General features: G+C 67.9%; 8 protein-coding genes. All 8 read left to right on the top strand.

Annotation, left to right across the window (positions count from 1 at the left end):
* The 8 genes from AC1RT8_RS01590 to AC1RT8_RS01555 are packed head-to-tail and all read left to right on the top strand — an operon-like array spanning position 1 to position 12,120.
* Complete coding sequence (locus AC1RT8_RS01590; RefSeq protein WP_493073792.1) at positions 1-717, top strand: phage baseplate assembly protein V; 717 nt, start codon at positions 1-3, stop codon at positions 715-717.
* The gene (locus AC1RT8_RS01585; protein WP_493073789.1) at positions 714-2,795 is read left to right on the top strand and encodes a hypothetical protein; all 2,082 of its coding nucleotides are present in this window, start codon (positions 714-716) and stop codon (positions 2,793-2,795) included. Before AC1RT8_RS01590 ends, AC1RT8_RS01585 begins: the two co-directional genes overlap by 4 nt.
* Positions 2,792-3,181, top strand: coding sequence for a GPW/gp25 family protein (locus tag AC1RT8_RS01580; RefSeq protein ID WP_493073787.1), 390 nt, complete (start codon positions 2,792-2,794; stop codon positions 3,179-3,181). The genes AC1RT8_RS01585 and AC1RT8_RS01580 overlap by 4 nt, the downstream gene beginning before the upstream one ends.
* 10 nt (positions 3,182-3,191) lie before the next feature.
* Positions 3,192-5,456: a baseplate J/gp47 family protein gene (locus tag AC1RT8_RS01575; RefSeq protein WP_493073785.1), complete on the top strand. Its 2,265-nt coding sequence runs from the start codon at positions 3,192-3,194 to the stop codon at positions 5,454-5,456.
* Positions 5,456-8,221 (top strand): phage tail protein, encoded by a 2,766-nt coding sequence (locus AC1RT8_RS01570; protein WP_493073781.1) that lies wholly within the window; start codon positions 5,456-5,458, stop codon positions 8,219-8,221. The genes AC1RT8_RS01575 and AC1RT8_RS01570 overlap by 1 nt, the downstream gene beginning before the upstream one ends.
* Positions 8,222-8,278: 57 nt before the next feature.
* Positions 8,279-9,544: a hypothetical protein gene (locus AC1RT8_RS01565; RefSeq protein WP_493073779.1), complete on the top strand. Its 1,266-nt coding sequence runs from the start codon at positions 8,279-8,281 to the stop codon at positions 9,542-9,544.
* Positions 9,541-10,815, top strand: coding sequence for a hypothetical protein (locus AC1RT8_RS01560; RefSeq protein WP_493073776.1), 1,275 nt, complete (start codon positions 9,541-9,543; stop codon positions 10,813-10,815). Before AC1RT8_RS01565 ends, AC1RT8_RS01560 begins: the two co-directional genes overlap by 4 nt.
* 18 nt (positions 10,816-10,833) lie before the next feature.
* Positions 10,834-12,120: a hypothetical protein gene (locus AC1RT8_RS01555; RefSeq protein ID WP_493073773.1), complete on the top strand. Its 1,287-nt coding sequence runs from the start codon at positions 10,834-10,836 to the stop codon at positions 12,118-12,120.
* Positions 12,121-12,132 lie beyond the last annotated feature (12 nt).

Here is a 12,132-nt window from a genome sequence, read left to right as displayed (position 1 = left end):
TTGACCCTCCTCGAAGGCGACCGCCGCCAGGCCCAGCTCGACGAGCGCATGCCGTTCGGCCTGGGCGGCATCTGGTACGGCGTCGCGCCCGCGACGGTGATCGACATCTCCGATCCCGATGGCACCGGCCGCGTACAGGTCACCCTGCCCTGGTGCCCCGATTCAGCCGGCGGCCGGTACGAGGCCTGGGCGCGCATGGCTACCCTGTTCGCCGGCAAGGATCGCGGCAGCTGGTTCATGCCCGATGTCGGTGATGAAGTGCTTGTCGCGTTCGAACATGGCGATCCCGCGCGCCCATACGTGTTGGGCGGCCTGTGGAACGGCACCGACTCCCCGCCGGAAAGCGCAAGCAGCCAGAACAACCACAAGGTCATCAAGTCGCGCAACGGCGTCACCGTCACGCTCGACGACAGCAATGGGCAGGAGAAGCTGATCCTCGAAACCCCTGGCGGCCAGAAGGTCACCTTGAAGGACGGCCCCGGCGCAGTCGATATCGAGGATTCGAACGGCAATTCGATCAAGCTGGAAACCGCGGGGATCACCGTCACCGCGGCGGCCAAGGTGACGGTCAATGCCTCGCAGGTCGCGATCTCGGCCGGCATGGTCCAGGTCGATGCCGGCATGTCCAAATTCTCCGGCGTGCTCCAGGCCGACACCATCATCACCAACAGTATCGTCTCGGCCAGCTACACGCCGGGCGCGGGGAATATCTGGTGACCGCGCTCGCCCATCCGCTCACCTGGGCCGCGCCGCGGCCGATGTGGCGCGGCGCCGCCTCGCCCGGCCGGGCGCCGACCATCCTGCGCTTCGCCAATGACGAGTTCATGGAGCAGCTGCTCGGCTTGCTCGAAACCGATCCCGGCGCGCTGACCGATCATGTCGCCCGCCACGAAACCTGGCGTTCGCCCCAGTTTGACCATCGGACCGAGGATCTGGTCGAGCGCGTGCCGCTTCCCGCGCCATTGAAGCTCGCCCGGCTCAAGACCCGCCTCGGCCGCGCGCCGAAGCCGATCGCGGCAGTCCCGGCCAATACGCCGCGCCTGAAACTCTATCAGCCCGCCCATCAGCGTTTCTATGTCGCTGCGGCGACGCTCGCGTGCGCGATCCCCGGCCTTCCCGATCGCAAGCTCGCCGGCAGCCACGAACAGGTCGGTTTCGTGCTGCGCCGCCTGATGCCAGCGACCAAGGACGCCCAGCCCGGCAGCCCCTTGTACGAATATGGTTTCGTCAAGGACGCGACCGGCGCGCGCTGGCAGCGCGTCGCCGAAGGCGATGAGGGTGTGCTCGTGCCGGGCGAGGAGCGCCTGCCCGCTTTTCCGCTCGCCCATCAGGACGGCCATGGTCTGAAGCGGACGATGTGGGGCGGCCTCATCCCGGTCGGCCGCCGAGAGCAATATCTGAGCGCAACGATCACCCGCACCGCACGCCGTTTGGTCGAAGGCCAGGCCGAGGCGCTCGCTGGTGCTGCGTCCGTGCCGCCACGCAATTCGAAGCTGGCGCGCACCACCGAGTTCAAGATCGACTTCGCCGAACCGTGGAAGGCGTTGATCCAGGCGGCGATGAAAGCGGCCAGCGACCTCATCCTGGATACCGACAGCAAGGCGACGCCGACCAACAAACAGCTCAGCATTCGCAAGCGCAACTGGGGTTACCAGTCGCAGAGCTGGCTGCTCCTGCTGGACCTGATGGCCTTTCTCGACCGCCATCTCCCGAGCGTCGCCCAAGCCGTGCGCCAGGCATCGCCCGGCTCGCTTTCCGGCGACAAGCTTGCGCTCTACACGTGGCTCTCGGGCCAGATGTCGACCGCCGAGCGCGACAAGCTCGACAGCGGCTTCAAGCCCAACGAAGCGTTCAACACTGGCCGCCCCGAACATGTCCGCAGCCTCGCCGAGGCGCTCCGTCAGATCGACAAGCCGGGCGTCGCCGCATTGCTCGAAGGCGTCGAGACGCAATATCGCGATCACAAGGACGATCGCGCCAAATGGCCCGCCTTCCACTATCTCCTCGGCGGCATCGCCAGCGATGGGTTGGGTAACGGGCTAGAGGCCGCCGGCGCTTTTCGTCGCCTACCGCCAGCCAATCCCGGCGCCGCGCCGGATGCGGAGATCGACGCGCTCACCGTATCGCTGGTGTCGCCACCGGTGCCGGGCCCGTTCGACGTCAACATGGTCGACAAGCTCACGGTCCTCGTCGCCCGCGCGCTCGACACTGGCGATGAGGTAACCGCCCGCCCGCTACCCTTCGCTCAGCAGCTCGCCCAGACCATGGCGGAAAGCGTGGGCGATACCGGCCAGTTCCGCCTGCGCTTCGTCCATCTCAACGCCGATTGCGGCCCGGTCCACCCGCCGGTGCTCTCCCAGCCCAGCACCCCGTTCGAGCTGGCCAGTTTCTTCGATCCCGACGCCCCGGCGCGCCCGGTGCGAATCAGCCTGCCGATGGACACCAGCCCCGCGGGCCTGCGCAAGCACGCGCGCGGCACTGCCTTCGTCCTGTCCGACATGCTCTGCGGCCAGGTCCAGCGCGCCAAGGGCATGGGGTTCATCGACCTCGTTCTGCAGGTCCTGCCCTGGCCGCTGCACAAGGAGATCGACACCGGCGACGGCGGCGGCTGCAAGAACGGCAACGGCATCGATATCGGCATGATCTGCTCGCTCTCGATCCCGATCGTCACGCTCTGCGCGCTGATCCTGCTGATGATCATCGTCAGCCTGCTCGACTTCATCTTCCGCTGGATGCCGTTCCTCGCCTTTTGTTTCCCGGTGCCCAAGTTCAAGGGGAAGGGGAGCGGCGGATGAGCAGTCCCTTCGGCAAAGGCATCGCCTTCCCACCGCGCGTCGACGCCGCCGGCCGGATGCTCTGGTCGCAAGGCGAGCGCAACATCCAGGAATCGATCGCGGTCATCCTCCGGACCGATCTGAACGAGCGCGTCCAGCTGCCCGGTTTCGGCACCAGCCTGAACGCCTTCCTGTTCGAACCGAACAATGCCGCAACTCATGCCCGTATCGCGCACGCCATCGATGCCGCGCTGAAGAAATGGGAGCCGCGCATCACCGTCGAGGCAGTCGATGTCGCCGCCGACGCGAAGGCGACCGAGACGGCGATCGCCACCATCACCTATCGCCTCGTCGCGACCGGCGCTGCCCAGCGCGTCGCGATCGACGTCCCGCTGGCCACGAGCTGAGGAGGATCGGATGCCGCTCCCCGTCCCCCCCACCGACAACCGGCGCTACCAGGCGCTGGTCGACGAGCTCATCGCGCGCATTCCGTCGCACACCCCGGAGTGGACCAACTTCACCCAGTCCGATCCGGGCGTCACGCTGATCCAGCTCTTCGCCCATGTCACCGAGAGCCTGCTCTACCGCACCAACCAGATCCCCGAGCGCAACCGCGCCAAATTCCTCCAGCTGCTCGGCGTGCCGCTCGCCCCGGCACGGGAAGCACGCGGCCTTGCCGCCTTCGTCAATGAACGCGCACCGGCCGAGACCCTGATGGTCCCGCGCGGCAGCGAGCTGTTCGCCGGCACCATCCCCTTCCGCACCGCGACGTCGCTCGACGTGCTGCCGGTCGAGGCCCGATTCTATGTGCGCCGGCCGATCACGCCGACCCAGGAGCAGACGGACTATTACGCCCTGCTCTACGCCTCCTACGACAAGCCGGTACCCCAGACCCTAACCCTTTATGAGACGGTCGAGGTGGTGAACGGTGAAGGCGTCGATCTTGCCCAGACGGTCGATCACAGCCTGTGGGTCGCACTGCTCGGCCGCAAGGACGACCAGAAGGTCACCCAGGCCGACCCCGGCGGCTGGGACGATCTGCGCGGCAAGCTTGCCGGCCGCACGCTCTCGCTCGGCCTCATGCCCGATCAGGGCGCCGAACAGATCGTCGCCCGCCCCGGCACCCCGCCGCCCGCTGCCGACGGCCTGCTCCGCTTCGAAGTGCCGAGTCCCGGTCCGGTGACGCTCGACGAAACCGGCCGCCCTGCCCCCACCTATGTGCGCCTCACCGCGCGCGCCGATTTCGATCCGCTGACTCAACCCGGCATCGTCGAGCTGGCTTTGCCCGGTGCCGGCGCAAGCATCGACTATTGGGACAATCTCGATCCGCTCGAGGCCGGCGTCGGCGATCTGCCACCGGCAGTCGACGCACCCGACGTGTCCGGCCGACTGGTCACCTGGCTGCGTGTCCGCTCCGGCAGCAGCACCGACGTCAAGCTCCGCTGGATTGGAGTCAACGCAGCGCAGATTCGCCAGCAATTGCTGATCAGCGCCGAACAGCTCGCCCCGGGCGACGGTACGCCGGACCAGGCACGCCAGCTTCGCCAGTCACCCGTGCTCGCCGGATCGGTGATGGTGACGAGCATCGAGAACAACGACCGGCACGACTGGAAGGAGATCGACGATCTCCGCGCCGCCGGGCCCGAACTGCCCATTACCGGCGCGCCCGACATGGGCGATCCGGTCGAGGTCTTCTCCTGCGACGCCGAAGCGGGCCTGATCCGCTTCGGCGATGGCCTCACCGGCCGCCGCCCGCGCCTCGGCGAAGCGCTCTACGCCAGCTATGCCTGCACCGAAGGTGCCGAGGGCAATGTCGCGGCGTACATGCTCAAGGCCGGGCCGATGCTCCCCGCCGGCGTCAGCGCGACCAATCCGGCTCCCACCTGGGGCGGCGCCGAAGCGGAAAGCGTCGCCGCCGCCGAAAAGCAGATTCCGCGCTTCATCACGCACCGCGACCGGCTGGTCACCGCCGACGATTTCCGCGCGATCGCCTGGCGCACGCCCGGCGTGGCGATCGGCCGGGTCGAGATCCTGCCGGCCGCACATCCCGACATCGCGCCGCTGACGATCGGCTCCGCCCCGGGTGCGGTGACGCTGATGGCGATCCCGACGCGCGATCCCAACCACCCCGAGGCCCCCCGCGCCGATCGGCCGTTCCTCAACGCCCTGTGCAGCTATCTCGACCCGCGCCGGCTGGTCACCACCGAGCTGGTGCTGCGCGGCCCTGACTATGTCGGTATCTGGATCTCGATCGGGATCGAGGTCGCTGGCGGCTATGCCGTGGCCGAGGTGGTTGAGGCAGTGAAGGCGCGGATCAAGGTCTATCTCAGCCCGCTGCCCGCACCGACCACGCCGATGCCGCAACTGCCGATGCTCTACGGCCCGGATATCGACCCGGCGCTGCGCGGCTGGCCGCTCGCCCGCCCGGTCCACTCCCGCGCGCTCCTCGCCGAGGTCGCGCGTGCCGCCGGCGTGGTCGAAGTCGCCGATGTGCTCCTCGCCCAGGGTAGCAAGCCGGGCACGGATTCGGTCGATCTGTCCGGTCTCCAGCTGCCCGAGATCCTCGGCATCTCCGTAGTCGCCGGCCCGCCGCTTCCCCTCGACGTGCTGCGCGGCGCCACTGCGACGCCGTCGATCGGTGTCGGCCGCCTGCCGGTTCCGATCCTGGCGGAGACCTGCTGATGAACGTCAACGGCTCCCGCTTCCACCTGCTGCTCGGCAAGGACGATTGGGGCGTGTGCACCAGCGCCACGCCCGATGCCGTGCCGCTAAAGGATCAATGGGAAGAGCTCACCGCAAGCTCACTCTTCCCCGCCTTCGACAAGGTGAGCGGCCAGCTCACTTTGTTGCCCATGGTACAGCCAATCGCGGACACCCCCGGCGAGCAGCGCTTCACCGCCGCCGACCACCGCGACGCCGCCGCCGATCGCAACGGCAATCTCTATGTCGTCGCCGACGACCGCCGCGGTTTGCTGGTCCGCTCTGCTGGCGACGGCCGGGTCACGCCCTTCTGGCCGTCCGCGTCGCGCGCCCGCCGCGTCACCCGCGCCTTCACCGATGCAGCCCCGGATACCCCGGTTGACGAGGTCCTTGCCGGCCTTGCGGTCACCACCGGCGATTTCCTGGTCGTCGGCACGATCGGCGCGGAGGCTGGCGGGCTGCTCCGCTTCGACCTGGTCGGCGGCGGCGCGCCGGAGCGCATGACATTGCCCTCCGGCATCTTCCCCGCATCGCTCGCCCCGACCTGCGACCGGGGGGTGTGGCTGCTCGATGCCGCCAGCCCGCGCCTGTTCCGGCTCGATTCCGATCTTCGCCTGGCCTCGCAACCGGTCAAGGATCACGCGCCGGCCTTCGCGCCCGAGGATGCCGATCCCAAGGCCGATCATTTCCGCGCCGAGCTTGTCACCATCGACGTCAGCGCGGCGACCGCCCCGGTCGCGATTGCCACCTTGTGCGACGGCAGCGTCATCCTGCTCGATGCGCCCGCGGCGGCCCCGGCCGCGCTCCATATCGTCGATCCCGGCAAGACCGCGCTTCGTCTGCTACGCACCCTCGATTTCCGCGCGAGCTGCTTCACCGCGACCATGCTCGAGGAGGCGCCCGTCCTGCTGCTCACCGATGCAGGCGGCAACCAGGCGCGCCGGGTCCGCCTGGCCGAACGAAATGGGCAATGGGAGGCGGAAGAGCTGCCCGACACGCTCCCGCTGCGCCGTTTCGGCGGCCGGGCGCTCGTCACCGTCAAGGACCAGGTCTGTTACGACAGCGGCGCGACGGACCCGATCTGGGTGCCGGTCGTCGAAGTCGTGCATCGCCGGTTTGCGAAAAGCGTCAGCTTCCTCACCACCATCCATGACGGCGCCGTACCGCAATGCGTATGGGATCGCATCCGCCTCGACGCCTGCATCCCGCCCGGCGCCTCGGTCACCATCGAAGCCCGTGCCGCCGACGAGAAATCCGCGCTCGTCACGCCCGCGACCGCCTGGGTGCTCCAGCCCGAACTGGTACTGTCGCCGAGCGGCCCCGAGCTTCCCGGCAAGCGCGCCATCGCCGCGATCGTCACCGATACTGCGGCCGGCAAGGGAAGCTGGGACCTGCTGCTCCAGAATGTCACCGGCCGTTATGCTCAATTGCGCATCACCCTGAGCGGCGACGAGCGCGTGACGCCCCGGCTGCGCGCGCTGCGCCTCTGGTATCCGCGCTTCTCCTGGGTCCAGCGCTTCCTGCCCGGCGTGTATCGCGAGGAACCTGCCTCGGCCTCGTTCCTCGAACGCTTCCTCGCCAATTTCGAGGGGATCGAGACGGGCATCGAGGATCGCATCGCCGGCGCCGAGGCGCTGCTCGACCCGCGCACCGTGCCCGCCGAGTTGCTCGAATGGCTGTCGAGCTGGTACGAGGTCGCGCTCGATCCGTCCTGGGACGAGCGCCGCCGCCGGCTGTTCATCGCCAATGCCGCGCGCTTCTTCGGCTGGCGCGGCACGACCCGCGGCCTGCTCCTCGCACTCAAACTTGCGCTCGACACCAGGGTCAGCGCGCAGGATTTCGACCTGGAGCGCCCGGCCTGCCCCTCGGCCAAGGCGATCCGCATCGTCGAGACCTATGTCAGCCGCACCCGCGGGCGCGTCTTCCCGCCCGCCGACCCGATCACCACCCCCGGCATCCGCAGCCTCGACGGCGACTGGATGCCGGAGGAAGGCGCCGCCGGGCTCTGGGCGCGCTGGCCCGAACAGCCCGCCCCGACGGGCCGTTTCCCGCTCTTCCCGCCCGCGGGCAAGGAAATGATCTGGACGGCACTGGCCCAGGCGCAATTCGGCTTCGTACCGGCAGTCGGCCAGGGTGAGCGCGCCCGCTGGCAGGCATTCCAGGACGCGATCGGCATCGCCTCTCCCGCCGCCCACCTGCCGTCCGCGACCACTGAACCATGGCTGCGTTATGTCGCGCTGCCGTCCCATGATCGCCGCGAATGGCAGGACTTCCTCGCCGCCCGCTACCGCTCGCTCGACCGGCTCAATGCTGCGCACAATAGCGGCTGGGACGATTTTGCGTCGGTCCCGCTGCCCGACCATCTGCCCGGCACGGCAGCCGCTGCGCGCGACTGGCTCTGCTTCGAGGGCCAGGAGCTGCCGATCGGCCGCGCCGCCCATCGCTTCGCGGTGCTGCTCCCGCGCGCCAGTGTCGACGCCGATCCGGCGCAGGAAGCCGCTGATCTCGCGCTCGCGCGCCGCATCGTCACGTTGGAAAAGCCGGCGCACACCATCTTCGACGTCCGCTTCTACTGGGCGATGAACCGCGTCGGCGAAGCCCGCCTCGGGCTGGACAGCGCCATCGGCCAGGGCAGTCGCGCACCCGAGCTGGTGCCCGGCGCGGTGCTTGGCCGCGCCTATGTCGGCGCCTCCTTCGTCGGCGGACCAGACGCCCCGCGCCCGGGCAGGGAGCGGATCGCATGCTGAGACAACACACCCAACAAGGGGAGCCATTCCATGGGATGCTGTAGCCCATTCACGGCCGTGGCAACGGCCTCGGCGGCGGACCCCGGCCGCCACGTCAATTTCGTGCCCGGCATGGTCCTGGGCGTCGACGATTACCGCCAGGAGTTCGCCTATCATTCGGCGCGCGACAAATGGATCGTCCGCGATTTCCTCGGTTACGGCACGCTGTCGGGCCTCGCCGTTTCGGTCGAGGACGACGGCTTGAACGGCCCCCGCATCCGAGTCACCGCCGGCGCTGCCGCGGCGCCAAGCGGCCAGTTGATCTGCGTCGGCCGCGAGCAATGCGGCAGCCTCAACGCCTGGCTCGCCCGCGACGAGATCAAGGAGAAGATTCGCCTGATGCTGCTCGATCCCAATGAGGATCACACCAGCCTCAACCTCTACCTCACCCTTTGCTATGTCGATTGCGCCGTCGCCGAGGTGCCGATCCCGGGCGAGCCCTGCCGCAGCGACGAGAATCTGATGGCGCCGTCGCGCATCGCCGACGATTACACGATCAACTTCGCCTTCGAGGCCCCGCCGATGACTGAGGCAGAGGCGATCCCGGCGCTCGACACCTTCCTCGCGATGCATTCCACCGACAATGGCCAGCCCAATGATGCCGCTGGCTTCGCCAACGCGTTGCGCATCGCGGAAATCCAGCTCCAGCTTGCGCTCGGCCTCTATCCCGCCGACGCGGCCGAACCCGCTGCCGGCGATATCGCACCGCTCAAAATCCACCCGGAGTTCGAGACACGCTTCCGCACAGCGCTCAAGACATTGTGGGTGACGAGGCTTCGTCCCAGGGTCGCAGCGCAACGCTGCAACACTGCCTCGGTGCCCGCCAACGACTGCGTGCTCCTCGCCCAGATCTGGTTCCCGATCGTCAAGACCGACGAGACCTGGTCGGTCGACGGAGACTCGACCGTCGTGGCGCGCGACGACAGCAATCGTCCGGTGCTGCTCTCTGCCGGTATCGCCCAGTCGAGCTTTGGCGGAGTCGTCGTCGCGGACTCCACCGGCCAGGGCTTCGAGTTCATCACCGCGGCGGGCACCATATCCGGCAAGACCCGGGTGGCAATCGTCCGCTCCGACGTGCCGATCACGGTCAAGGTTCCGGGTGCTTCCAAGAATCTGGGGAGCGAACTCAACATCAAGGCGGGAGGCAAGGCGGAGATCACCGTCAGCACTCCCATCAAGACCACCATTGACGGCAAGAACGACCTGAAGCTCGCCGTTCGCGGCGCGGTCAGCCTTGTGTCCGACGGCACGGGCACCTGGCACATCACGGGCCTGGTCAAATGAGCGGCGGCGATTTCCTCGCGCTCGAACAGCCGGTCAGCGACGGCGGCATCGAGAGCGTCAACTTCTTCAACGGCCGTCTGCTGACCGGCGGCGATATGCAGCGCGAGCAGCGCGCGCGCCGCGGCAGCGAGGCGCGACTGGGCGAGGCGCTGGGGGACGGGATCGCTTTCGGCCTCGACGTGTCAGCCCTGCCGCCCGACGCCGATGACAGCCTTGCCTCGATCCAGGTCCAGCCCGGCCTCGCGATCAGCCGCACCGGGCAGTTGCTCCGCCTGACCCAGCCCGAGCGCATCCGCCTGTCGCGCACCGATTCCACCAGCTTCGCCACCGGCGGCTGCGCCTTCGACGATTGCGTGCCGCTGGCGGGCGGCACCTATGTCGCGGGCGAAGGCCTGTATCTCCTCACCATCGCCCCCGCCGAGACCGGCGCCGGCCGCGCGCCTTCCAACGGGCTTGGCGCGACCGGCGCACCCTGCGACGTGGATCGCCGGATCGACGGGGTCCGCTTCCGCCTGCTTGAAATCCCCTCGTCGCTCTATGCCGATCTGAACGTCACCGATCCGGACTTCCGCAACGCGCTCGCCTATAAATGCTTCGGCCCAGGCGTGCTGGTCGACTGGGCGACCGCCCTGGTCGCCGGCGGGGCACGCACAGATCCGCTGCTTGATGCGATGGCCGGCCATGGTTTCTCCGAACAGGAAGTCGCGCTCGCACTAATCGGGTTCAAGGGCGCGGCGGAACTCACCCTGCTCGACAACTGGGCCGTCCGCCGTCCCCTTTCGCTGCTCGATTCTCCCGGCGCCTTTTTCGGCACTACCGCGCCGCGCCGCATCGCCACCGGCCGCGCGATGCTGGCACAGTTCCAGGCGCATTTCGGCGCGCTGCGTTCCGCCAATACGCCCGCGCTCAAGGCCCGGACGCACTTCCGGCACCTGCCGCCGGTCGGGATTTTGCCTCGCATGACCGCCGACCAGGCCAAGGATTTCTTCGGCGGCATGACGATCCGCGGCCCGGTCCACATCAACAGCGCGACCGTCGAGCAGTTGATCCGGGAAAGCCTCGCCTTCCCCGCGATCCGCTCGGCCAGCAGCGAGATTGTCTGGCTCTATGCGGTCGCCGAGAACCTGATCGCAGGCGCCAAGGCGGCGGCGGACCCGGCCAAGCCCGACCCGTATCTGCTCTTCGCTTCGGCGAACATCGCCTTCCGCGGCGACGCCCGCTTCAACCTCCACCGCTGGAATTACGCCAACTACGCGCTCGGCGGCGGCTGACGCCGGAAAGGATCGATCATGGTTCAACCCACTGCAGACCCCGGCAGCATCTCTGTCCCGATGTCGAGCATCCTCGATGCGCTCGAAGGGGTGCTCACCGAGGCCGAACGCAACGCCCTGTTCGAACAGTTGATCGGCCTGCGCCCGTCAGGTGTGGCGCCGGGCGACCTGATTACCGCCGAGCTGTTCAACCAGATGCTGAGCGATATCAACGATCATTCGATCCGCCTCGCCGCGCTCGAGGGCGCCGCCGACCCGGTTCCGCATGTGCCGGTGATCACCCAGATCGTACCGCAACTCGTCAAGACCGGCCAGGAATTCACCGTCTTCGGTGAAAATCTCAATGCCAACCTCTTGAGCCGGATCGACGTCGACGAGACCAATATCCCGCTCGACCGGATCAAGGATGGCAGCAGCCCTACACGCCTGGTGCTGGATGCGCCGGCCATCATCGGCCTGCCGCCCGGCGGCGGCACCGTCATCCTCTCGGTGTCCAACCCTGCGGGCAGCGACCAGGGCAGCTATGTCCAGCTTCCCGGCGTGGCCGCCAATATCCAGGCAACCTTCTCCTTCGTGCTGAAATCGGTGACACCCAGCGAAGCAATCAAGCCCAACAAGGCCTATGACTATACGTTCGAGCTGCAGGTCCAGAGCTCGCATGACGAAAAATTCGTGGTGTCGCCGCAGATCAGCGGCCAGGGCTGGGCCGCGGTCAACAAGACGGCGGGGACCATCGACGTCACGCCGGCCTCGGCTCTCAATGCCGTCACCGTCACCCGGGTCGTCACCGTCACCACGGGCCCCAGCGGGTCGGGGACGTTAGTGATCAACGTCAACGGTACGAACTTCCCCGATTTCAACGCGAGTTCGCTGCCGACCTCGATCACCATTACGGCGGCACAGGACATCCCGACCGACAAGATCAAGGTCAAAGATATCACCGCCATCGGGTCGAACGCGAAATTCGCCAACAACACGCTGTTCATCAAGCGGAGCCCCCAGGGTGCCCCGGGGACGATCACGCTCTCGATCCAATATGCTTTCCAGCTGGCCGGCACCTATCAGGTCAGCACACCGGCGGCGAGTCCGGCGTCCGACTGGGGCGCGCAGCGTACGAGCTCGGCCACGATCAACGCTGGTGCGCCCGGCGCGACCAGCGTCGTCGCGCTGAAGATAGCGCCCAAGAACAACGGCACGCAGTTCACCGCTGCCGACGGCCAGTTCGACTTCGTCGTTCAATCCAACAACGGCGTCGAAAAGCTGCCCTTCTCCGCGCAGCTGCGCGTCGTCGACATACTCCCCTGAACCGAAAGTATC

This window comes from Sphingomonas sp. GW821-FHT10F11, assembly GCF_058809095.1.
The sequence above is the reverse complement of the archived record's forward strand: the minus strand, read 5'-3'. Positions and strand labels throughout refer to the sequence as shown.

Excerpts from the sequence above, each read along its gene's own strand:
- AC1RT8_RS01580 (WP_493073787.1), top strand. The coding sequence starts at position 2,792 with ATGAGCAGTCCCTTCGGCAAAGGCATCGCCTTCCCACCGCGCGTCGAC.
- AC1RT8_RS01575 (WP_493073785.1), top strand. The coding sequence starts at position 3,192 with ATGCCGCTCCCCGTCCCCCCCACCGACAACCGGCGCTACCAGGCGCTG.
- AC1RT8_RS01570 (WP_493073781.1), top strand. The coding sequence starts at position 5,456 with ATGAACGTCAACGGCTCCCGCTTCCACCTGCTGCTCGGCAAGGACGAT.
- AC1RT8_RS01560 (WP_493073776.1), top strand. The coding sequence starts at position 9,541 with ATGAGCGGCGGCGATTTCCTCGCGCTCGAACAGCCGGTCAGCGACGGC.
- AC1RT8_RS01555 (WP_493073773.1), top strand. The coding sequence starts at position 10,834 with ATGGTTCAACCCACTGCAGACCCCGGCAGCATCTCTGTCCCGATGTCG.